Genomic DNA, 20,703 nt, shown 5'->3' on the forward strand with positions numbered 1-20,703 from the left:
ATGTCGGTTGTGTTCCTGATCATCATCGGTGCGGCGGCGGGGTTGATCGCCACGCGGATCATGCGGATCGAAGCGGATCTCATCACCACTATCGCCATCGGCATTGCCGGGGCGTTGATCGGCGGTCTGGTGCTGCGCGCGCTTCTTGCGGTGATGGGCATGCTGGCCGGCTTGGTCGGCGCAATCCTCGGCGCGGTGGTGCTGATCCTGCTGTGGCAGAAGATCCAGAATAAGTAGTAAGCGGGGCAAGGCCCAAGTGTGGCAGGTGTTTCGCTTCGGGCAGAGCCCGAAGCGACCCGCGCGGTGGCGCGCCCTTTGGGCGCGCCACCGCGCTCGGCCCAACATTGCGCGCGTCCCACAGGGGCGCAAAGCTCTGGCGGGAGAGTTCCCTGACGTTTTGTTCAGCTTCGAGGCGGGCGCGGGCGATAGACCGGCAGATGCCAGCCAAAGGCCAGGGAGCCGGCACGGGTCACCCAGGTGACCCCGGCGCAGCCCAGCAGGGCCGGTCCCGCTGGCAGGCCAAACCAGACCATAACCACCGCGGTGATCGCTCCGGCCATGGCGCAGGAAATATAGAGCTCACCCTGCGTCAGCACCAAGGGCACCTCGTTGCAGACCACATCGCGCATCAAACCGCCAAGGCTGCCGGTCGCCATGCCCATCAACACCACGATCACCGGCCCGTGCCCCAGTTCCATCGCCGCCCCGGCGCCTGCAGGCACCGCGATCGCCAGCGCAAATGTGTCGAGCCAGACCACCCAGCGCAGGCGGCTTTCCACCAGATGCGCGGTGAAGAACACCAGCACCGCCACCCCGGTGGCCAGCAGGATCGGCATCGGATCACCCATCCAGAACACCGGGTTACGGTCCAGCAGCACGTCACGCACGGTGCCGCCGCCCACCGCCGTCAGGCAGGCGATGAAGGCAAAGCCGACGATGTCCAGCTGCGCCCGGCTTGCCACCATGGCGCCGGATGCGGCAAAAACGATGGCCGCGGCGTAATCCAGCAATGTCAGGATGGTCATGCCGCAGCCTCCCTACCGCGCGTGACAAAAGGCGACGAGTGTTTCAGCCGCCTTTCTTGAACGGTGCCATGCCAGCGCGGGCCAGCTCGTCGGCGCGTTCGTTCTCGGGATGGCCCGCGTGGCCCTTGACCCATTCCCAGGTCACGTCATGGCGGGCCTGTGCTGCGTCCAGACGCTGCCACAGCTCGACATTCTTCACCGGCTTCTTGGCAGCGGTCTTCCAGCCGTTCCTTTTCCAGCCGAAGATCCAGCCCGTGACACCGTTCTTCACATAGGCGGAGTCGGTGACCACGGTGATTTTCGACGGGCGCGCCAGGCTTTCCAGCGCATGGATCGCGGCCAGCAGCTCCATCCGGTTGTTGGTGGTGTCTTTCTCGCCGCCCTGCAATTCGCGTTCCTTGACGATGGTCGCACCATCCATGGCACGCAACAGGGCGCCCCAGCCGCCGGGGCCGGGATTTCCGGAGCAGGCTCCGTCGGTATAGGCATATAAATCAGGCATGCGCGGTCACTACGACAAAGGTCTCCGCAGCGCCAGCCAATCCTTTGCCATTTGCGCGTCGCGTGCTCAGCACGGTGTAGCCCGCAGCGCCCAGAAGGCCGGTCAGCTCCTCCTCGCCGTAATAGGAATAGAACCGGCCCAGCGTGTCGCGGCCTTCGCCTTCGCCGAGTTTCATGCCAAGGCTCAGCTGCCCCCCGGGCACCAGCGCGCGGTGCAGGCGCAGCAGATGGCCGGGGAAATCGTTGCGTGGCGCGTGCAGCAGGCTGAAGAAGGCCCAGATGCCGTCAAACATCGCGTCGATTTCGATATCTTCGAATTCCGCGATGCTGACCTCGATGCCAAAGGTCTCCTTTGCATAGGCCGCCATCTCGGGTGAGGCGTCTACGGCGGTGACCCGATAGCCATCGTCGCGAAACCGCGCCGCCCAATGGCCGGGGCCGCAGCCCAGATCCAGCACCGTGCCGCCCTCGGGGAGGCCTGCCACAAAGGCCGCATAGTCGGGCTCGTGAAACGTGTCCTTCGCACGGGCAAAGCCCTTGCCGTAGTCTTCCGCCGCTTGGGCATAGACTGCCATGGTTTCTTCATCGCTCACAAGAACACCCCGACAGACAACGAGATGACAACGATGCCGGTCAACAGCACCCGCAGGCGCATCCACCAGCTGGGTGTCAGCCGCCAGAGACTGAACATCATGTCCAGCAGCAACAGGCCGAGAAAGCCCCAGATCAGGTTCATGCCAGCGCTGACCGGCCCGCCGCCGGTCATGAAAAACGCCCAGAGCGCCGGGATCACCGACAGGGCGTAACAGGCCGCCGATTGCAGCCGCCCGGAGGCGCGGGTGGCATAGCCCCAGAGCACCCCGGACATGAAGCTGAGGATCACCGAACCGTAGAACAACTGCACATAGGGGCCGACAAACCGCGATCCCAGAGCGCCGATCCCCCAGCTCTGCAGGGCCGGCACCAGCACCGTCAGCGCGCCCCAGACAAAGGGGATCACCCCGGCAAGGCCGAGGAGCAGCGGGGCGGTCGGAATGCCACGCAACATCAGGCGCGCTCCATCGCCAGCCGCAGGGCAAGCGCGGCAAAGATCGCCGCGAAGCTGCGGTTGAGCCATGTGACCACCCGTTCAGAGCCGAGGATCAACCGGCGCGCCTGCGCCGCAAACAGCCCGTATAGGACAAAAACCGCAAAGGTCAGCGCCATGAACACCGCGCCCAGCAGCACCATTTCCTGCGTTGCACTGGCGGCAGATCCGGACAGGAACGGCGGCATCAGTGCGAGGAAGAAGATCGACAGCTTCGGGTTCAGGATATTGATCAGCGCCCCGCGCTTGGCGATGGTCAGGCCGGGCTGCGGATCAGGCTTTGCGGCTGAAACCGACAGCGCGCCATCGGACTTCAGCATCTGCCACGCGAGGTAAAGCAGGTAGACCACACCGGCGATCTTCACGCCCTGAAACAGCAGCGCCGAGGAGTGCAGCACTGCCGCCAACCCCAGCGTGGCGGCGGCGAGATGCGGCAGTATGCCGACGGTGCAGCCAAGCGCGGCCCAGATCGCCGCGCGCCGTCCGCGTCCGAGGCCAAGCGCCAGCGTGTAGATGACACCTGTGCCCGGCGCGAGGACGACAACAAAGGCGGTGAGAAGAAACTGCAGGGAAATCAATGGATCGGTTCCTTGTGACAGGCATGAACATGCAGGATGGAATGCCTCTCCAAGGTAGTCACGCCGCCGCGGAGCGCAAGCCGCTGCTGCGTGCAAGGCGGGGTAGGGGTGACGGCACCCGGCGGCACGCGGGTCGTCTTCAGGCGCTGCGCAGCACGCGCGGTACCTTGAATTCGACCTTTTCCACCGCCGTCTCCACCAGTTCCACGGTGACATCATAGCGGGCACGGAAGGCGTCGATGACCTCGTTCACCAGGAGTTCCGGCGCCGAGGCCCCGGCGGTGATCGCCACCGAGCGAATGCCCTCCAGCGCACGCCAGTCGATGTTCTCGGCCCGCTGCACCAGCTGCGCGTAGCTGCAGCCATTCTTGGCGCCCACCTCGACCAGACGGCGCGAATTGGAGGAATTGGGCGCGCCGACCACCAGGAGGGCGTCGGATTTCGGGGCCACCGCCTTGACCGCTTCCTGACGGTTGGTGGTGGCGTAGCAGATGTCTTCCTTGTGCGGGCCGATGATGGCCGGGAACCGCGCCTGTAGGGCCGCGACGATATCCTTGGTGTCATCCACCGACAGGGTGGTCTGGGTGACAAAAGCCAGCCGCTCCGGGTCGCGCACCGTCACATCGGCCACATCCGCCACGGTTTCGACCAGCAGGACCTCGCCCTCAGGCAGTTGCCCCATGGTGCCGACGGTCTCCGGATGGCCCTTGTGGCCGATCATGATCATCTGCAATCCGGCCTCGGCATGGCGCTGCGCTTCGATATGCACCTTTGAGACCAGCGGGCAGGTGGCATCGACAAAGACCATCTCGCGGGCCTGGGCAGCGGCGGGCACCGATTTCGGCACCCCATGGGCGGAAAAGATCACCGGCCGGTCATCGGGGCATTCTTCCAGCTCCTCGACAAACACCGCGCCTTTTTCGCGCAGCCCATCGACGACAAATTTGTTGTGTACGATCTCGTGGCGCACATAGACCGGTGCGCCCCATTTTTCCAACGCCATCTCCACGATCTTGATCGCGCGGTCGACGCCGGCACAGAACCCGCGGGGCGCCGCGAGATAGAGGGTGAGAGCTGGTTTCGTGGTCATCAGTGCGCGGTCCCGGAGATCGAGGGTGGTCAGGATGTGCCCCAGAGGTAAGGCCTGTACCGCCCGAGGTCCAGTGCCGGGCGAACAGTGGTGCGCAAAAGAAACCACCCGGCGCCTATGTCACACCGGGTGGTCCTATCGTGAGTGGTTGCCTGAGTGTTTTGGCGTCAGTCGGTCTCGGCAGGCGGCGTGCGCGGTTCGCTCGGGACGTCGCGCGGTGGCCGCCCGATGACATCGCGCAGTTCTTCGAGTTCGATGAAGTTGTCGGCCTGACGGCGCAGTTCGTCGGAGATCATCGGAGGCTGGCTGCGGATCGTCGAGACAACCGACACGCGGACGCCCTGACGTTGCAGGCTGGCGATCAGAGGGCGGAAGTCACCGTCTCCCGAAAACAGCACGATATGATCCACGCGCGGTGCAAGCTCCATGGCATCGACAGCAAGTTCGATATCCATGTTCCCTTTCACCTTCCGGCGACCCATGCTGTCCGTGTACTCCTTGGCAGGCTTGGTCACCATGCTGAAGCCATTATAGTGCAGCCAGTCCACCAATGGCCTGATGGGCGAGTATTCGTCGTTTTCCAGCAGCGCTGTGTAATAGAAAGCCCGTACAAGTTTGCCGCGCCGCATAAATTCCTGGCGCAGAAGCTTGTAGTCGATGTCAAATCCCAATGCCTTGGCGGAGGCATATAAATTCGAGCCATCTATGAACAGCGCAAGCCGTTCGTCCTTGTAAAACATTAAATGTGTCCTTCTGGTGTCGCGGGGACCGAATTCCGTGAGTGAGTTTAATAAATGTCCGGATCCGCGGGTGGACTTAATCTAGTTTATTTGGCACTCCCCGCAAGTGTCAGGTCTTTGGGAATTGGGGTCAAGCATGACCGAAAATCGGTCAACCTTTCTCGTTGCGCTCGGAAGCAATCTGGAAAACGAGGGAACGACCCCCCTCGCGACCATGCAAACATGCTTGACCGAGTTTCGTAAAGAAGGGTTTGAGCTCTCGGCGATTTCACGGTTTTTTGCCACGCCTTGCTTTCCGGCAGGGGCCGGGCCGGACTATGTGAACGCGGCTGTGGTCCTGACTGGCGATCTTTCTGCCAGTGATGCGCTGGCTGCGCTGCACCGTATCGAGGCTCACTTTCGACGCACCCGTACGGAGCGTTGGGGCATGAGGACGCTTGATCTCGATCTGCTGGCGGTCGATCAGCAGATGCGTCCTGATCGGGAAACCTTTGAATATTGGCAAACCCTGCCAGCCGAGCGACAGCGCAAGGACAGTCCGGACCAGTTGATTCTACCGCATCCGCGCATCCAGGACCGTGCCTTTGTATTGGTGCCGCTGGCGGATGTGGCGCGCGACTGGGTTCACCCGGCTCTCGGGCTGAGCGTCGGGCAGATGCTGGCCGCATGTCCGGCCACGGAGCGGGCCGAGGTTGCGGCTCTCTAAAGCGGTTGCAGGGGTTTTCCTGCGATTGTGATATGTCTCGACTTGTCAAGTCCCGTGATTCATCCTAGAAGCACTCTCTCTGGACCCAGAACTATATTGGAGAGTCGCCCATGGCCCGCGTGACGGTTGAAGACTGCGTTGACAAAGTTCCCAACCGATTTGAGCTGGTGATGCTGGCCGCACATCGTGCGCGCGAGATCTCTGCTGGCTCCGAACTCACCGTTGACCGCGACAACGACAAGAACCCGGTCGTGTCCCTGCGTGAGATCGCCGATGAAACCCAGAGCGCCGACGCCCTGCGCGAACGCCTGATCGAGAGCAACCAGTCTCAGATCGAGGTCGACGAGCCGGAAGAAGATTCCATGGCGCTGCTGATGGGTGGTGAAGCCGACAAACCTCAGGAAGACGACATGAGCGAAGAGAAGCTCCTGCGCGCCCTGATGGAGGCCCAGGGTCAAGGCTGATCCAGGCTGCATGAAAAGAGAGGTTGCGGACCGGCAATGACATCTGCTGATGACCTGATTTCCCTGGTCCGCGACTACAACCCCAAGACAAATGAAGCACGGCTGCGTGATGCCTACGCCTTTGGCGAGGAGATGCACGGCGGCCAGTTTCGTCATTCGGGTGAGGCCTATTTCACCCATCCCGTTGCCGTCGCCGCCATCCTCACGGAACAGCGGCTGGATGATGCGACGATTATCACGGCCCTCCTGCACGACACCATCGAAGACACCAAGGCCTCTTACGAAGTGGTCGCCGCGCGTTTTGGCGAGGAGGTGGCGATGCTGGTCGATGGGGTCACCAAGCTGACCAACCTGCAGCTGTCCTCTCGCGAGACCAAGCAGGCGGAAAACTTCCGCAAGCTGTTCATGGCGATGTCGAAGGACCTGCGGGTGATTCTGGTCAAACTGGCCGACCGTCTGCACAATATGCGCACCATCCGCGCCATGCGGCCTGAGAAACAGGCCCAGAAGGCGCGCGAAACCATGGACATCTACGCGCCGCTGGCGGGGCGCATGGGGATGCAGTGGATGCGCGAGGAACTGGAAGATCTGGCCTTCAAGGTGCTGAACCCGGAGGGGCGCCAGTCGATTATCCGCCGCTTTGTCACCTTGCAGCGCGAAACCGGCGACGTGATTCACCGCATCACCGGAGACATGCGCGGCGAGTTGGAAAAGGCCGGCATCGAGGCCGAGGTTTTTGGCCGCGCCAAGAAACCCTATTCGATCTGGCGCAAGATGCAGGAAAAGGATCAGGGGTTTTCGCGCCTGTCCGATATCTACGGCTTTCGCGTCATCACCCGCACCGAAGAAGACTGCTATCGCACGCTGGGCACCATCCACCAGCGCTGGCGGGCGGTGCCGGGGCGGTTCAAGGATTATATAAGCCAGCCGAAATCCAACGGCTACCGCTCGATCCACACAACCGTGTCGGGGCGTGACGGCAAGCGGGTGGAGGTGCAGATCCGCACCCGCCAGATGCATGACGTCGCCGAGTCGGGCGTCGCGGCGCATTGGTCCTATCGCGACGGTGTGCGCACCGAAAACCCCTTTGCCGTGGATCCGGCCAAGTGGATCGCCTCCCTGACCGAGCAGTTTGACGGTGAGGATGACCACGACGAATTCCTCGAAGCGGTCAAGCTGGAGATGTATTCGGACCAGGTGTTCTGCTTCACGCCCAAGGGCGATGTGATCAAGCTGCCCAAGGGCGCCACCCCGATCGATTTTGCCTATGCCATCCACACCCGCATCGGCCATGCCTGTGTTGGTGGCAAGGTGGACGGCATCCGGGTGCCGCTCTGGACCCGGCTGCGCAATGGTCAGTCGGTCGAGGTGATCACCGCCGAGGGTCAGACCCCGCAGGTGAGCTGGCTGGAGATCGCCACCACCGGCAAAGCGCGCACCGCCATTCGCCGCGCCCTGCGCGAGGCAGACCGCGAACGTTTTGTGAAACTGGGCCACGAACTTGCACGCTCCGCCTTTGAGCATGTGAACAAGAAAGCCACCGACAAAGCGCTGGAAACCGCCGCCCGCGCCCTGCGTGTCAGCGATGTGACCGAGCTGCTGGCCCGGCTCGGGGCCGCGGTGATCACCGCCCATGATGTTGTTCAGGCCGTTTACCCGGAGCTGACCGCCAAGGACGGCGACGAAGTATCGCCACGCCGCGCGGTGATCGGCCTGGAACCGGGGCAGAAGTTCGAGCGCGCCGCCTGTTGCGAACCATTGCCGGGCGAACGTATCATCGGCATCACCTCGCGGGGGCACGGCGTGGTTGTGCACACCGCAGATTGCGACCGCTTGGGCGAGTTCGAGGACCAGATGGACCGCTGGGTCGACGTGCACTGGCACTCCGGCACCCATCCGGCAGTCTACAGTGTGACCCTGGAACTGACGATCGGCAATGACGCCGGCGTTTTGGGGCGGATCTGCACGTTGATTGGCGAGAAGAAGGCGAATATTTCCAACCTTGAATTCAAGGATCGGAAACCAGACTTTTACCGCTTGATGATCAATGTGGAATTGCGTGATGTGGAGCAGCTGCATTCGTTGATACTGACGCTGGAAGCAGAGAGCCACGTCGCCGCGGTCGCGCGCTACCGGGAGCGGCCTGGAGCGCAACACCGTACGATCTAGCCTCTTCCGTACGAAGAATAGGGATGATCCTTTGGTATTCAGGCGCCGAGACAGACGCCCGCCGCTCAGGGCGGTTGCGGAGTTTCTCTGGCCTCGCGGAGGCTGGGGCAGGGCGTTTCTTTATGTCAAACACCGGGTGCGCCGTCTTCCGGACAACCCGGAGCGTATCGCGCGCGGTATCTGGGCTGGGCTTTTTACCACTTTTACGCCCTTTTACGGTGTGCATTTTTTCGTGGCTGCCCTCATCGCGCGGGTGATGAATGGCAATCTTCTTGCGGCACTTTCGGCGACCTTTTTCGGCAATCCGCTGACCTATGTGCCGATCGGCGTGATCTCTCTGCAGACCGGGCATTGGTTGCTGGGCAGCCAGCCGGTGGCCGAGGTGGACGCGACGCTGACGGACAAGTTTCTCGCCGCTGGATGGGACCTTTGGTACAACGTCTACGCCTATGCGACCGGCACGCCGACGGACTGGACCGGGCTGGTGATCTTCTATGATGAGGTGTTTTATCCCTATATGATTGGCGGGTTGCTTCCTGGGGTCATTGTCGCGACCGTGGGCTATATCCTCTCCGTCCCGGTGATCCGGACCTATCAGTTGCGTCGTCGCCGCAAGATCAAGGCCAAGTTCGACGCGATCAAGAAACGTGCCGAGCTGGAGGCCGTGAACAGCCCCCATGCGCCAAGCGGGACCCCTCCGCCTGGCCGCAGCCCCAAGGTCGGGCGACCTGAATAAACCTCTCCAGGGTGGCGATAGGGCCTGTCTCGTTGGCCACAAGAGACCACGGATCAGGGTGAGGGGGAGGCAGACGCCGTGCGAAGAATTGTATCACTCGGGGCGTTGGTCCTTGCCTCTGCGAACCTGCCAGCTAGGCTCTCGGGCAAAAGACCTCCAATGACAAAGAGACCGTCTCATGTCCCAGAATGACTTGCGCCTCGGCGTGAATATCGATCACGTGGCCACCGTCCGCAACGCGCGTGGTGGGGCCTATCCGGACCCGATCCGTGCCGCGAAACTGGCCGAGGAGGCGGGCGCCGACGGCATCACCGCCCATCTGCGCGAAGATCGCCGCCACATCACCGACGCCGATATCGACGGGTTGATGGCGGCCCTGACCGTACCGCTCAATTTTGAGATGGCCGCGACGGATGAGATGCAGAAGATCGCCCTGCGTCACAAACCCCACGCGGTTTGCATCGTGCCGGAAAAGCGCGAGGAACGCACCACCGAAGGGGGGCTGGAAGTCGCCCGTGAAGAAAACAAGCTGGCCCATTTCATCGCACCCCTGCGCGATGCGGGCTGCCGGGTGTCGATCTTCATCGCCGCCGATCCGGCCCAGATCGAGGCCGCCCATCGCATCGGCGCTGAGGTGATCGAGCTGCACACCGGCGCCTATTGCGACCACCACGCCGAGGGGGATTTCGCCGCCCGCGACGCGGAGCTGGACCGGCTGCGCGACATGGCCACCTTTGCCCATGCGCTGGGGCTCGAGGTGCACGCGGGCCATGGTCTGACCTATGAAACGGTCGCGCCCGTCGCCGCCTTCCCCGAGGTGGTTGAGCTGAACATCGGCCATTTCCTGATCGGCGAGGCGGTGTTTCGCGGCCTCACCCCGGCCGTGCAGGAAATGCGCCGCCTGATGGATGCGGCCCGTCGCGGAGATGTCGCATGAAGCTGCGCCGCTTCACCCTAGTTTATCTTGCGATCATCGTTGCGATCATCATCGTCAGCGCTCTGGTGCAGATCCTCGCCGATTTCGACATCACCAATGCCGGTATGGCGTTGATCCCGGCCATGGGGGCCTCGATGGTCGAGGGGCAGGCTTTTGCCAAAGCCGAGAACCGCATGCCTGACACATCCGAGATGTGGGGCTTTGCCCGCCGCGCCTCGGTTGTCATTCTGGGGCTGATCCTGCTCTCGGCTGTCGCCTTCAGTCTGGCGCTTCCCGAGCTGCAGTACATGGTGTCGCAACCCTATGGTGCGCTGTTCGTGGCCGGGGCGCTTCTGTTCCAGACGGTTATGTCGTTCTTGTTGGTTCGGTTCTTTCTGGCCAGCGGTGCGAAATCCGTGCTGCGGACCCGTGACCGCCAGGAGGGCCGGGGCTGAGGCCCGGTTGGTGGCGAGGATGATCTTGGGAATCGGCACCGATCTGGCAAACATCGACCGCATCCAGCGCACGCTGGACCGTTTCGGGGACCGGTTCCGCAATCGGGTCTTTACCGATGTGGAACAGGCAAAATCCGAAAGACGGCGCGATGTTGCGGGCACCTACGCCAAACGCTGGGCTGCCAAGGAAGCCTGTTCAAAGGCCTTGGGCACCGGCCTGCGCATGGGGATCGCCTGGAAAGACATGGCGGTTTCCAACCTCTCGACCGGGCAGCCGGTGATGCATGTGACCGGCTGGGCGGCAGATCGTCTGGCTGCGCTGACCCCGGCGGGACATGAGGCGATCATCCACGTCACGCTGACCGATGATCACCCCTGGGCACAGGCCTTTGTCCTGATTGAGGCCCGTCTGGTGGTCGCGGCCTCGGAGTGAGCGCCCGGCTGCACCTCCGCCTCGGTTTCATCCCGTTGACCGCGAAGGCGCGCGGCGGGCCAACGCGCAGGCAAGCCGCAATACCTGCGGCAGAGTGCCCACAGCTGAGCCACATCTGGCCCGTCCCGACGGCATCGCTTGACTTGCGCCGGGCCTGCCCGCATGTACGCCCCGACCCGCCCACAAAAGACCGGAGAGCCTGATGGCGTCGAAAACCACTGCCGGGAATTCAATCCTCGAGACGATCAAGACAATTGTCTACGCGCTGTTGATTGCCGGTGTCTTCCGCACCCTGTTCTTTCAACCCTTCTGGATTCCCTCCGGCTCGATGAAGGAAACGCTGCTGGTTGGCGATTTTCTGTTCGTGAACAAGATGGCCTATGGCTATTCCTACGCCTCCTGCCCCTCGATCCGTCTCGGGGCGGTCGGCCTCAATATCGACGCGCAGGATATCTGTGGCTTTCTTGATGGTGACAACAGCCGTATCCTTGGGGGCGAGCCGGAGCGCGGTGATGTGGTGGTCTTCCGCCATCCAGTGAACCGCACCGACTACATCAAGCGCCTCGTCGGCCTTCCCGGTGACAAGCTGCAGATGAAGGACGGCGTGCTGCACATCAATGGCGCCGCTGTCGGGCTGATGGACGATGGCGACTTCGAGGAAGCGATGGAGCGTCAGGGCCCGCAGGGCAATTTCCCGCGCTGCGAGAATGATCCGGTGGGGCAGGGCGGCGTCTGCAAGAAGTCCCGTCAGATCGAAACGCTGCCGGGCGGCACTTCCCACGCGATCATCAATATCGGCAATCAGTCCAGCGACCACACCAAGGTCTATCATGTGCCCGAGGGGCACTTCTTCTTCATGGGTGACAACCGTGACAACTCCACCGACAGCCGCGTGCCACAGGCCGTGGGCGGCGTCGGCTATGTGCCCTTTGAAAACCTGATCGGTCGTGCGGACCGTATCATGTTCTCCTCCGCCGGGCGGTCGATGCTGTTTTTCTGGACGTGGCGCAGTGACCGGTTCTTCAAGGCTGTCAACTGAGCACACTGAGATCTGACCACTTCGACGAGGCCGCGGTGTATCTCCGCGGCCTCGTGCCGTTCGGGGCCGTCCCTGCCACGCCTCGGCGATGTCGCTTTGTCGCGGCCGCACGTCATGCTAGTCAAACGGGACCCGCATATGCGACCCTCGGACATCGCCGGGCCTGTTTGTCATCAAAAGCAGGGAAACAGCCCGCCGGGGGCGCTTTCCTATTCTGCGGCGCTGGGATAAGGAACGATCCCGTCGGGGCAGCCGCTGCCCCCAGAGTTTGAGGACCACACGTGAAGCTATCCAAGGATATCCATGCCTTTCAGGAACGGCTCGGCCATGATTTCGCCGACCCCGAACTGCTGATCCGGGCACTGACCCATTCGTCTGTCTCATCGCCGAACCGGCAGGACAATCAACGGCTGGAGTTTCTGGGCGACCGGGTGCTGGGTCTGGTGATGGCCACGGCATTGCTGGATCATGACCGGCAGGCCACCGAAGGTCAGCTGGCGCCCCGTTTCAACGCCTTGGTGCGCAAGGAAGCCTGCGCCGATGTGGCCCGCGAGATCGACATCGGTGCGGTGCTGAAACTGGGCCGTTCCGAGATGCTCTCGGGCGGGCGGCGCAAACAGGCGCTGCTGGGCGATGCGATGGAGGCGGTGATCGCCGCCGTCTACAAGGACGCGGGCTTTGAGGCAGCACAAGCGGTGATCCTGCGGCTTTGGGGCAAGCGCGTCGGTACCGTGGACGAAGACGCCCGCGATCCCAAGACCTCGCTGCAGGAATATGTCCAGGCCCGCCGGCAGCCGCCCCCCGCCTATGTGCTGGTCGCGCGCAGCGGGCCCGACCACGAACCCGTCTTTACCATTGCCGCCCGCTTGCAGGACGGCACCGAGGAACAGGCCACCGCCGGATCGAAACGGCTGGCGGAACAGGCTGCAGCCAAGGCGCTGCTGACCAAGCTGGAGCAAAAGTCATGAGTACACGCGCGGGCTTCATCGCCCTGATCGGCGAGCCCAATGCGGGCAAGTCCACGCTTCTCAACCGCATGGTGGGGGCCAAGGTCTCCATCGTCACCCACAAGGTGCAGACCACCCGCGCCCGCATCCGGGGCGTGGCCATGGAAGGCGACAGCCAGCTGGTGTTTGTCGACACGCCGGGCCTGTTCCAGCCGCGCCGCCGCCTTGACCGCGCCATGGTCGCCGCCGCCTGGGGCGGGGCTGCGGATGCCGATGTGATCGTGCTGCTCATCGAGGCTCATCGCGGCGTTACCGAAGGCGTCGAGCGCATCCTGGAGAACCTCGCCGAAGTGGGTGAGGGCCGCCGCGTGGCGCTGGCGATCAACAAGATCGACCGGGTGCAGTCGGACGTGCTGCTGGGTCTGACCAGGGATCTCAACGACCGCTTTGCCTTTGCCGAGACCTTCATGATCTCCGCGGAAAAGGGCTATGGCACCGAAGATCTGCGCAAATGGTTGGCCCAGGAAGTCCCCGAAGGCCCCTGGCTCTACCCCGAGGATCAGATTGCCGACCTGCCGCTGCGCATGATCGCTGCCGAGATGACCCGCGAGAAACTGACCCTGCGGCTGCATCAGGAGCTGCCTTATCAGCTCACCGTCGAGACCGAGAAATGGGAGGAGCGCAAGGATGGCTCCGCCCGCATCGACCAGATCGTCTATGTGGTGCGCGACGGCCACAAGGGCATCGTGCTCGGCAAGCGCGGCGAGACCATCAAGGCGGTGGGGCAGGCCGCCCGCGCCGAGCTGGAGGAATTCCTCGACCGCAAGATCCACCTGTTTCTGCAGATCAAGGTGCGGCCCAACTGGCTCGAGGAATCCGAGCGCTATTCGGAAATGGGCCTGGAGTTCAAGGACGGCAACTGACCCCGCGCTGACGCAACCTGACTGCCGCGCTGCAATCCCGTCGCCCGGCGCGGGCGCGAAAAGCCTTTCATCTTCTCGAAAATATCCCCGCCGGAGGCTCCTCCCGTTGCCTCCGGCGGAGCCTCCGCGCCCCTTGCGCCGCGCCGCCATCTTTCCCTAAATACTGCCGGAGGCGTCCATGCAGGTCGCCACTGCAGCAGGAGCGCTCATGACCCGCCTCACCGCCCGTTTCTGGGTCGACGCCTATCTGGCCCGCCTGCGGTTTCAGGATATTCCGGCCTTTGTCACGGCCCATGGTGATGACACCGCCGGTGCGGTGCTGGTCAAGCTCAACACGCTCGACGGGCAGGCCCAAGTCTATCAGCGATCGTTTGACCTGATGACCGGAGACCGCAAATGGGTCGAGCTCACTGCAGGCGAGGATGCCGAAGCCGAAGCCGCTATCGCCAGGCAGCGCCAGTTCGACAGCGACCTCTGGGTGATCGAGGTGGAGGACCGCGCGGGTCGCCACCTGCTTGATGAACCCGGTCTGGAGTAAGCAATGGACTGGCGCGATCAGGGCATTCTGCTGACGGTACGTCGCCACGGCGAATCCTCCGCCCTGATCGAGGTCTTCACGGAACACCACGGTCGCCATTCCGGGCTCGTGCGAGGGGGCGCCAGCCGTCGCATGGCGCCGATGCTGCAACCGGGTGCGCAGCTGGATCTGGCCTGGTCAGCGCGGCTGGAGGATCACCTTGGCACCTTCAAGGCCGAACCGCTGCGCAGCCGGGCGGCGGCGGCGCTCTCCGGTCGGCTGGCGCTCGCCGGGCTCAACGCGGTCTGCGCTCTGCTGGCCTTTGCCCTGCCGGACCGGGAACCCCATCCGGGGCTGTACCGTCGCAGCGAGGCGCTGCTGGACCTGCTGGACAATGACGACCTCTGGCCGCTGGCCTATTTGCGCTGGGAAATGGCGCTGCTGGAGGAGCTGGGCTACGGGCTGGACCTGTCGGCCTGTGCCGTCACGGGGGCGACCGAGGGGCTGACTTATGTATCGCCGAAAACCGGCCGTGCGGTGTCGCAGGACGGTGCCGGAGAGTGGGCGGACCGGCTGCTGCAATTGCCGCCGGTGATGCTGGGGCAGGGCGCGGCAGAGGATATCGAAGTCCTCACCGGCCTCAGAACCACCGGGTTTTTCTTCGAATCAAAACTGGCCCCGGCACTTGGCAACCGGCCCGTGCCCGAGGCGCGAGGGCGGTTTCTCGATGTTTTGGCGCGGCGGCTCTAGGCGGCACGCGCAGAAAACCGCCGCCTCGTGCGACACTGCGAAGACCCGGCCACCGACGTCACACGCATGATACATCTTGAGGGGAAGAACGCCCTTGCGGTTCGGCCCGTGCAGAAGGGGTCGTATCCCAGCCAATTTGACAGCGAGGAGCGCACTAAAATGGTTGTTAAGACCCTCATCGATCTTTCTTGGGACGACTTTGACGAGCATCGCGATCCCCGTCCCGATGAAAACCAATTCGACGCTGTGGTCGAACGCGCGGTGTCGCGTCGCGGGTTCCTTGGCGGTGCGCTGGCGTTTGGCTCCGGCGCGGCGGTTTTCGGCACCGGGCTGATGTCCTCCACCACCGCATCGCGCGCCTCCGGTGGCGCCACATTCGCGTTTGACCCCATCGGCATTGCCACCGACCACGCCGTGCATGTGCCCGCCGGCTACAAGAGCCAGGTTCTGGTGCGCTGGGGCGATGCGCTCTGGTCCGAAGCTGAGGGCGCCTATTCCGCTGAGGACGGCGTCTCGGTCGAGATGTCCGACAAGGTCTTTGGCGAGAACACCGACGGCATGGAGCTGTTCCAGGTCGAGGGCCGCGAGGTCATCGCGGTGAACTCCGAATATGTGAACCCGAAGATCAACCTGCCCGCCGCCTCTGACGGGGTGCCGCAGACGGCCGACGAGGTAAACCTGCTGAAAAACCTGCAGGGCGTCACCGTGATCGAAATCGCCAAGGGCGAAAGTGGCTACGCCGTGGTGAAAGACAGCCCGCTGAACCGCCGCATCACCCATGAGACCGAGATGACCCTCGCAGGTCCGCTTGCCGGTCACGATCTGGTCAAGACCAAGGCCGATCCCGAAGGGCGCACCGTCAAGGGCACCATGAACAACTGCGGCTCCGGCAAGACTCTCTGGGGCACCTATCTGACCTGCGAAGAGAACTTCAACGGCTACTTCGGTGCCACCGGCGAGATGCCCGAGGGCGAGGGCTACATCCGCTACGGCATCGGCGGCGCGGGCCGCTACGCCTATGAGAAATTCGATGATCGCTATGACCTGTCGAAAGAGCCAAACGAGCCGCATCGCCATGGCTTCATCACCGAGATCAACCCGGCGGATGCGACCTCCACCCCGGTGAAGCGCACGGCCCTGGGCCGGTTCAAGCATGAAAACGCCGAGATGGTGCACGCCGCCGATGGCCATATCGTGGTCTACATGGGCGATGATGAGCGCGGTGAGTACCTCTATAAATACGTCTCCGCAAACACCTGGGCCGAAGGCGATGCAACTGATGGCCTGCTGGACGACGGCACGCTTTATGTGGCGAAGTTCAACGACGACATGACTGGCGTATGGCTCGCCCTGACGCCCGAGACCACCGGCATGGACGCGGCAGAAATCCTCTGCTTCACCCGTATGGCGGCCTCTGCCGTGGGTGGCACCACCATGGACCGCCCCGAGTGGGTGGCCTGCAACCCGCTGAAGGCGGAAGGCTACTGCGCGCTGACCAACAACAAGAACCGTGGCGTGAAACCCAATGCTGGCGGCGACGACACCTCGGTCAACGCGCCGAACCCGCGTGAGACCAACAACTACGGTCAAATCGTGCGCTGGACCCCGGCGGACGACAATCACGCCGGCGATGCCTTCACCTGGGATCTCTACGTGATGGCCGGCAACCCGACGGTCTACAACAACGCCTATGCCGGGTCCGAGAACGTCAACCCGGGCAACATGTTCAACTCGCCCGACGGCATGGCCTTTTCCTCCGATGGGATGCTGTGGATCCAGACCGATGGCGACGACAGCAACGAGGGTGAATTCGCCGGTCAGGGCAACAACCAGATGCTGGTCGGCGACCCGGAATCGGGTGAGATCGCCCGCTTCATGACGGTGCCGAACGGCGCCGAGGTCACCGGCCTGTGCTGGTCGCTGGACAAGACAGTCGCTTTCGTCGGCGTGCAGCATCCGGGTGGCGCATGGCCCGATGGCAACGGCAAGCCACGCTCTGCCGTGGTCACCGTCTGGCGCGAAGACGGCGCCGCTTTCGGCTAAGTCATAGGCCGAAGATCTGTGGAAAGCCCTCTCCGAACGGAGGGGGCTTTTTGCCGTGCAGTTGTTGCCGTTGCATCGGGCGCAGTGTTCGGAATGTGTTTGGAATGTTTAATAAAAACAGAGTGATAGGTTGCGTGTGCTGCCCTATTATTTCGCGCGCGAAACATTGGGTCAGAAGGGCTGTCGTATCGCCTGGGCGCTGTCCCGTGATGCGCCTGGACAGCGCCCGTGCCGGTGCTTCTAGCTGGGCACCTGCCCGGTGATCATGTCCCGCACCCGCAGGGCGTAGCGGTCTGTCATGCCGGAGACAAAATCGGTCAGCGCATGGGCCGCGGTATAGTCGTCCTCGATCCCGCGCAGATCCAGATCCACGGCGCGCACCAGTTGCGTCCAGTAGCCATGCTCCTGCAGCAGCTGTTCCGCGTCCCAGTTGCAGTCCTTCAAGGCGATGAACAGGTCATGGAACTCGTCAAGGATGGTGAACAGCACCTTGCGTCCCACCACCTCCAACTCGGTCTTGCGCTGGGCGGTGAAGATGCGGGCGTTGGAGATCTCCTTGAGACGTTTGAAGGCGGAGGCCTTTGAGGAAACTTCCATCAGCCCGTCATTGAACGTGCCCGCCATGATGTCATCGTAGTGGTCGAGGAACGCCGTCACCGCACTGTCGATGGCTGCGCCGATTGCCATGGCACGCAGCATCCCTGTGCGGTCGCTGAGCGTCATGTCGGGATCGGGTGCGCGGTTGGGCTTGCTGGTGATCTCTTCGAGGATCTCCGACACAACGGCGCTGTCGAGGTCGCCCACGGTAGCGGCATCCTCGAGGTCCAGAATGCGGTAGCAGATGTCATCCGCCGCCTCGACGAGGAAGGCCAGCGGATGGCGGCGCCACCAGCGATGTCCTGCGGCCGTGCGCTCCTCGGGCAGGCCGAGGGCGGTTGCGACTTCGGCAAAGAGGTCTTCGTCGCTTGCGAAGGTGCCGAATTTCTTCAGGCCAACGTAAGAGTGCCCTGCGTCTGCTGCTGCGGCGGCGGTGCAGGGGTATTTGGCAAATGCACCAAGGGTGGCATAGGACAGGCGCATGCCGCCCTCGCGCCGGGCCATCTCCAGCCGGGACACGATGCGAAAGCCCTGTGCGTTGCCTTCAAAGGCGGTAAACTCGGCGCGACGTTCCGGGGGAATCCCTCCGGCGATGCCGCTGCGCTTGCCCGCGTCGGCGGCAAACTTCTGGGCAAACCATGCGCCGATGCTCGCCTCGCCGGAGTGACCAAACGGCGGGTTTCCGATGTCATGCACTAGGCAAGCGGCCTGCACGGTGCCTGCGATCACATGCTGCAGCCCCTCCTGCAGGCGCCCGTCCTTGACCAGCGCCTGTCCGACCTGGATGCCCAGCGACCGGCCCACCGAGGAGGTCTCCATCGAGTGGATCATCCGATGATGCACATGGTCGTGGTCATAAAGCGGGTGCACCTGCGTCTTTTGCGCGAGGCGGCGAAACGGTTCCGAGAACAGGATGCGGTCGTAGTCCTGCAGATAGGCCGGGCGATCCGGTTTGTCGGCGTAGTCGGGGCGGCACAGGCGTCCCGGGTTCAGCAGCTGGGTCCAGTCCATCGGGTGCTCTCTCCTGTGCCAGTTGGTGGGCTCTGGCCTAAAAAGCCTCTCGGCTCCGGAATTGCAACCTGTCCGTATGATGTCGTCGCAAGGGGGTGCTCCCGCCCGCCATGCTCATCCGACCTTTCGGTCGGCTGCCACATGGCAGTTGGGCCGGGCGGGGGCCGCGCCGCAGGCGCGGCCCCCGCCCCCGCGCGATGCGCGGAGCGCAGCGCAAACCCTCTTGCAGGGGTGGGCTGTCAGCGGGGGGCAGGGGGCGTCGGTTCCAGCCCGCTGTCTTCCAGCTTGTGGTCGGGCTCCACATGGATGGTGACATGCACACCGGGCAGGGTGGCCTCGATCTCGTGTTCCAGCCGATCACAGATGTCATGGCTTTGCGCCACCGTCATTGCGCCGTCGACGACCATGTGGAACTCCACAAAAATCGCCTTACCCGCGCGGCGGGTCTTGATGTCGTGGATCTGCAGTGCGCCGTCGCCAGAGCCGAGGATTACAGCACGGATCTTGTCCTGTTCCTCGTCAGATGCGGCCTTGTCCATCAGACCGTCCACGGAGTCGGAGACCACATGCAGCCCCTCGCGAAGGATGTTCACCGCAACAAGCAGCGCCAGGATCGGATCCAGAACCGTCCAGCCGGTGACCAGAACCAGTATCAGCCCGCCCATCACCCCGGCCGACGTCCAGACGTCGCTCATCAGGTGGCGTCCGCCGGCCTCGAAGGCGGGTGATTTCAGGCGTAGACCTGAGCGCAGCAAGATCTGCGCCCAGAGGAGGTTGACCGCGAGTGCAGCCGCATTGACGACCAGGGCGACGGGTGTCAGGTTTGCCATGGCGCCCGATGTCAGCGCAGAGATCGCCTGATGGACGATCAGTGCGGCGGCGAGAATGATCATAATGCCTTCGATCACCGCAGAGAAGTATTCGGCCTTGTGATGTCCGAACGGATGGCCGTCGTCCGCCGGGCGTTCGGCGTAGCGGATGGCGAACCACGCCAACACTGCGGCCGAAACGTTCACCAGGCTTTCCATCGCGTCGGAGAACAGGGCGACGGAGTCGGTCAGTGCCCAGGCGCCGAGCTTTAGCGCCAGGACCAGCAGCGACACGACAATGGTGCCACCGGCGATCTGACTGGCTGAAAGGCGAGTGCTGAGATCCAGTGACATCGGCTCAGCCCACCAGCGCGCGGCGCATGAGGTTCAGCCCCGCGATCAGCAGCACAAACAGGGTCGCCCGGCGAAAGGTCTTCTGGTCGATCTTGTCCTGCAATCGTCCACCCAGCCACATGCCAAACAGTGCCGGCAGGATCATCAGGATCGAGAATGGCAGCGTTTCACTGCGCATCACACCGGAGCCGACATGTGCAAAAAACAGCACCACCGCACCCAGCCCGTAGATCACCCCCTGGATGCGCATCTGCTCGCGTTTTTCGGTGCCAAGCGCGGTCAGATAGGCGACAGTGGGCGGCCCCCAGATACCGGAAAAGCCGCCGATGAAGCCGGCAAAGGCACCGATGCCGATTTCCATCCGGCGCGAGGGGGCGTGCAACACCAGATGCTTGCCCATCAGCTGGGTCACGGCAAAGAGTGTGATCGGCCCGCCGATGATCAGGAGCATCACCTGCGCTGGCAAGACCCGCACCAGCTGCGCGCTCAACATGAGGAAGACGCCCCCCACCAGCAGGAAAGCGCGAAAGCGCTTCATCGACTGCCAGGCCGCGCGAGGGCCCTGCCGCATTGCCTGAAACCCGTTGGTCACCAGCGTCGGCAGGATCAGCCCGGCCAATGCCAGATCCGGTGCCATGATCGAGCTCAGTCCCGAGACCATGATCATCGGCATGGCAAAGCCGACAATGCCCTTGATGGTGCCTGCGACCAGCGCCACGGCAAAGGCCAGCACGAATCCGGCCGGCGCGAGAAGGGGAAAAAGATCCATCATAAACTTGCGCATAGCACATCCGGAGGGCGCTGCACTGCAAA

Annotated in this window: 24 protein-coding genes; 14 read left to right on the forward strand and 10 right to left on the reverse strand. The window is 63.3% G+C overall.

What is annotated here, in order from left to right:
* On the forward strand, positions 1-237 hold the full coding sequence (locus tag R0J92_RS13640) for a GlsB/YeaQ/YmgE family stress response membrane protein (protein WP_411052052.1): 237 nt from the start codon (positions 1-3) through the stop codon (positions 235-237).
* 164 nt (positions 238-401) lie between these two features.
* On the opposite strand, the gene R0J92_RS13645 is transcribed toward R0J92_RS13640, so the two are convergent.
* The 7 genes from R0J92_RS13645 to R0J92_RS13675 all read right to left on the reverse strand — a co-directional run bounded on the left by R0J92_RS13645 (position 402) and on the right by R0J92_RS13675 (position 5,021).
* The gene (locus R0J92_RS13645; protein WP_317385242.1) at positions 402-1,025 is read right to left on the reverse strand and encodes a trimeric intracellular cation channel family protein; all 624 of its coding nucleotides are present in this window, start codon (positions 1,023-1,025) and stop codon (positions 402-404) included.
* A 43-nt stretch (positions 1,026-1,068) separates the two neighbouring features.
* A complete protein-coding gene (gene rnhA / locus R0J92_RS13650) occupies positions 1,069-1,527 on the reverse strand; it encodes a ribonuclease HI (RefSeq protein ID WP_106164251.1) in 459 nt (152 codons plus the stop codon).
* On the reverse strand, positions 1,520-2,119 hold the full coding sequence (locus tag R0J92_RS13655; RefSeq protein WP_411052053.1) for a class I SAM-dependent methyltransferase: 600 nt from the start codon (positions 2,117-2,119) through the stop codon (positions 1,520-1,522). Before R0J92_RS13655 ends, rnhA begins: the two co-directional genes overlap by 8 nt.
* Complete coding sequence (locus tag R0J92_RS13660) at positions 2,116-2,574, reverse strand: DUF3429 domain-containing protein (RefSeq protein WP_411052054.1); 459 nt, start codon at positions 2,572-2,574, stop codon at positions 2,116-2,118. The genes R0J92_RS13655 and R0J92_RS13660 overlap by 4 nt, the downstream gene beginning before the upstream one ends.
* Positions 2,574-3,191 carry a LysE family translocator gene (locus tag R0J92_RS13665; protein ID WP_411052055.1) on the reverse strand — a complete coding sequence of 206 codons (618 nt, stop codon included), beginning with the start codon at positions 3,189-3,191 and terminating at the stop codon, positions 2,574-2,576. Before R0J92_RS13665 ends, R0J92_RS13660 begins: the two co-directional genes overlap by 1 nt.
* A 139-nt stretch (positions 3,192-3,330) precedes the next feature.
* Positions 3,331-4,281 carry a 4-hydroxy-3-methylbut-2-enyl diphosphate reductase gene (gene ispH, locus R0J92_RS13670; RefSeq protein ID WP_411052056.1) on the reverse strand — a complete coding sequence of 317 codons (951 nt, stop codon included), beginning with the start codon at positions 4,279-4,281 and terminating at the stop codon, positions 3,331-3,333.
* A 167-nt stretch (positions 4,282-4,448) separates the two neighbouring features.
* The gene (locus R0J92_RS13675) at positions 4,449-5,021 is read right to left on the reverse strand and encodes an NYN domain-containing protein (protein WP_106164256.1); all 573 of its coding nucleotides are present in this window, start codon (positions 5,019-5,021) and stop codon (positions 4,449-4,451) included.
* A 136-nt stretch (positions 5,022-5,157) separates the two neighbouring features.
* On the opposite strand from R0J92_RS13675, the gene folK reads away from it, so the two are divergent.
* The 13 genes from folK (at position 5,158) to R0J92_RS13740 (ending at position 17,119) form a co-directional block, all read left to right on the forward strand.
* Positions 5,158-5,727 carry a 2-amino-4-hydroxy-6-hydroxymethyldihydropteridine diphosphokinase gene (gene folK / locus R0J92_RS13680; RefSeq protein WP_411052057.1) on the forward strand — a complete coding sequence of 190 codons (570 nt, stop codon included), beginning with the start codon at positions 5,158-5,160 and terminating at the stop codon, positions 5,725-5,727.
* 110 nt (positions 5,728-5,837) lie between these two features.
* Complete coding sequence (gene rpoZ, locus R0J92_RS13685) at positions 5,838-6,191, forward strand: DNA-directed RNA polymerase subunit omega (RefSeq protein ID WP_106164258.1); 354 nt, start codon at positions 5,838-5,840, stop codon at positions 6,189-6,191.
* Between the two features lie 36 nt (positions 6,192-6,227).
* Positions 6,228-8,360, forward strand: a complete 2,133-nt coding sequence (locus R0J92_RS13690; protein ID WP_106164259.1) for a RelA/SpoT family protein — start codon at positions 6,228-6,230, stop codon at positions 8,358-8,360.
* Between the two features lie 31 nt (positions 8,361-8,391).
* Entirely contained in the window at positions 8,392-9,096 is a 705-nt protein-coding gene (locus tag R0J92_RS13695; protein ID WP_317385247.1) for a DUF2062 domain-containing protein, read from the forward strand.
* 178 nt (positions 9,097-9,274) lie between these two features.
* Positions 9,275-10,033 carry a pyridoxine 5'-phosphate synthase gene (locus tag R0J92_RS13700; protein WP_411052058.1) on the forward strand — a complete coding sequence of 253 codons (759 nt, stop codon included), beginning with the start codon at positions 9,275-9,277 and terminating at the stop codon, positions 10,031-10,033.
* Complete coding sequence (locus tag R0J92_RS13705) at positions 10,030-10,467, forward strand: ABZJ_00895 family protein (RefSeq protein WP_317385249.1); 438 nt, start codon at positions 10,030-10,032, stop codon at positions 10,465-10,467. The genes R0J92_RS13700 and R0J92_RS13705 overlap by 4 nt, the downstream gene beginning before the upstream one ends.
* 19 nt (positions 10,468-10,486) lie before the next feature.
* A complete protein-coding gene (gene acpS, locus R0J92_RS13710) occupies positions 10,487-10,900 on the forward strand; it encodes a holo-ACP synthase (protein ID WP_106164263.1) in 414 nt (137 codons plus the stop codon).
* Positions 10,901-11,102: 202 nt separating this feature from the next.
* On the forward strand, positions 11,103-11,939 hold the full coding sequence (lepB, locus tag R0J92_RS13715) for a signal peptidase I (protein ID WP_106164264.1): 837 nt from the start codon (positions 11,103-11,105) through the stop codon (positions 11,937-11,939).
* Between the two features lie 281 nt (positions 11,940-12,220).
* Entirely contained in the window at positions 12,221-12,907 is a 687-nt protein-coding gene (rnc, locus tag R0J92_RS13720) for a ribonuclease III (RefSeq protein ID WP_411052059.1), read from the forward strand.
* On the forward strand, positions 12,904-13,809 hold the full coding sequence (gene era, locus R0J92_RS13725; RefSeq protein ID WP_411052060.1) for a GTPase Era: 906 nt from the start codon (positions 12,904-12,906) through the stop codon (positions 13,807-13,809). The genes rnc and era overlap by 4 nt, the downstream gene beginning before the upstream one ends.
* 208 nt (positions 13,810-14,017) lie before the next feature.
* A complete protein-coding gene (locus tag R0J92_RS13730) occupies positions 14,018-14,347 on the forward strand; it encodes a DUF1491 family protein (protein WP_317385252.1) in 330 nt (109 codons plus the stop codon).
* A gap of 3 nt (positions 14,348-14,350) precedes the next feature.
* Complete coding sequence (gene recO / locus R0J92_RS13735; protein ID WP_411052061.1) at positions 14,351-15,076, forward strand: DNA repair protein RecO; 726 nt, start codon at positions 14,351-14,353, stop codon at positions 15,074-15,076.
* Between the two features lie 159 nt (positions 15,077-15,235).
* Positions 15,236-17,119 (forward strand): alkaline phosphatase PhoX, encoded by a 1,884-nt coding sequence (locus tag R0J92_RS13740; protein ID WP_411052062.1) that lies wholly within the window; start codon positions 15,236-15,238, stop codon positions 17,117-17,119.
* 240 nt (positions 17,120-17,359) lie between these two features.
* Here the strand turns inward: R0J92_RS13740 and dgt are convergent, their stop codons facing one another.
* From dgt to R0J92_RS13755, 3 genes are all read right to left on the reverse strand, one after another.
* Positions 17,360-18,727 (reverse strand): dGTP triphosphohydrolase, encoded by a 1,368-nt coding sequence (gene dgt, locus R0J92_RS13745; protein WP_411052063.1) that lies wholly within the window; start codon positions 18,725-18,727, stop codon positions 17,360-17,362.
* Positions 18,728-18,966: 239 nt separating this feature from the next.
* Complete coding sequence (locus tag R0J92_RS13750; RefSeq protein ID WP_411052064.1) at positions 18,967-19,890, reverse strand: cation diffusion facilitator family transporter; 924 nt, start codon at positions 19,888-19,890, stop codon at positions 18,967-18,969.
* A 4-nt stretch (positions 19,891-19,894) separates the two neighbouring features.
* Complete coding sequence (locus tag R0J92_RS13755) at positions 19,895-20,662, reverse strand: sulfite exporter TauE/SafE family protein (RefSeq protein WP_411052065.1); 768 nt, start codon at positions 20,660-20,662, stop codon at positions 19,895-19,897.
* Positions 20,663-20,703 lie beyond the last annotated feature (41 nt).

The organism is Tritonibacter sp. SIMBA_163 (genome assembly GCF_046535935.1).
Lineage (GTDB): Bacteria > Pseudomonadota > Alphaproteobacteria > Rhodobacterales > Rhodobacteraceae > Epibacterium > Epibacterium scottomollicae.

Coding starts and splice junctions, on each gene's coding strand:
- R0J92_RS13750 (WP_411052064.1), bottom strand. CDS start 19,890: ATGTCACTGGATCTCAGCACTCGCCTTTCAGCCAGTCAGATCGCCGGT.
- R0J92_RS13705 (WP_317385249.1), top strand. CDS start 10,030: ATGAAGCTGCGCCGCTTCACCCTAGTTTATCTTGCGATCATCGTTGCG.
- R0J92_RS13690 (WP_106164259.1), top strand. CDS start 6,228: ATGACATCTGCTGATGACCTGATTTCCCTGGTCCGCGACTACAACCCC.
- rpoZ (WP_106164258.1), top strand. CDS start 5,838: ATGGCCCGCGTGACGGTTGAAGACTGCGTTGACAAAGTTCCCAACCGA.
- R0J92_RS13660 (WP_411052054.1), bottom strand. CDS start 2,574: ATGTTGCGTGGCATTCCGACCGCCCCGCTGCTCCTCGGCCTTGCCGGG.
- R0J92_RS13755 (WP_411052065.1), bottom strand. CDS start 20,662: ATGATGGATCTTTTTCCCCTTCTCGCGCCGGCCGGATTCGTGCTGGCC.
- R0J92_RS13675 (WP_106164256.1), bottom strand. CDS start 5,021: ATGTTTTACAAGGACGAACGGCTTGCGCTGTTCATAGATGGCTCGAAT.
- R0J92_RS13700 (WP_411052058.1), top strand. CDS start 9,275: ATGTCCCAGAATGACTTGCGCCTCGGCGTGAATATCGATCACGTGGCC.
- era (WP_411052060.1), top strand. CDS start 12,904: ATGAGTACACGCGCGGGCTTCATCGCCCTGATCGGCGAGCCCAATGCG.
- folK (WP_411052057.1), top strand. CDS start 5,158: ATGACCGAAAATCGGTCAACCTTTCTCGTTGCGCTCGGAAGCAATCTG.
- R0J92_RS13645 (WP_317385242.1), bottom strand. CDS start 1,025: ATGACCATCCTGACATTGCTGGATTACGCCGCGGCCATCGTTTTTGCC.
- ispH (WP_411052056.1), bottom strand. CDS start 4,281: ATGACCACGAAACCAGCTCTCACCCTCTATCTCGCGGCGCCCCGCGGG.
- acpS (WP_106164263.1), top strand. CDS start 10,487: ATGATCTTGGGAATCGGCACCGATCTGGCAAACATCGACCGCATCCAG.
- dgt (WP_411052063.1), bottom strand. CDS start 18,727: ATGGACTGGACCCAGCTGCTGAACCCGGGACGCCTGTGCCGCCCCGAC.
- lepB (WP_106164264.1), top strand. CDS start 11,103: ATGGCGTCGAAAACCACTGCCGGGAATTCAATCCTCGAGACGATCAAG.
- rnhA (WP_106164251.1), bottom strand. CDS start 1,527: ATGCCTGATTTATATGCCTATACCGACGGAGCCTGCTCCGGAAATCCC.
- R0J92_RS13640 (WP_411052052.1), top strand. CDS start 1: ATGTCGGTTGTGTTCCTGATCATCATCGGTGCGGCGGCGGGGTTGATC.
- recO (WP_411052061.1), top strand. CDS start 14,351: ATGGACTGGCGCGATCAGGGCATTCTGCTGACGGTACGTCGCCACGGC.
- R0J92_RS13740 (WP_411052062.1), top strand. CDS start 15,236: ATGGTTGTTAAGACCCTCATCGATCTTTCTTGGGACGACTTTGACGAG.
- R0J92_RS13730 (WP_317385252.1), top strand. CDS start 14,018: ATGACCCGCCTCACCGCCCGTTTCTGGGTCGACGCCTATCTGGCCCGC.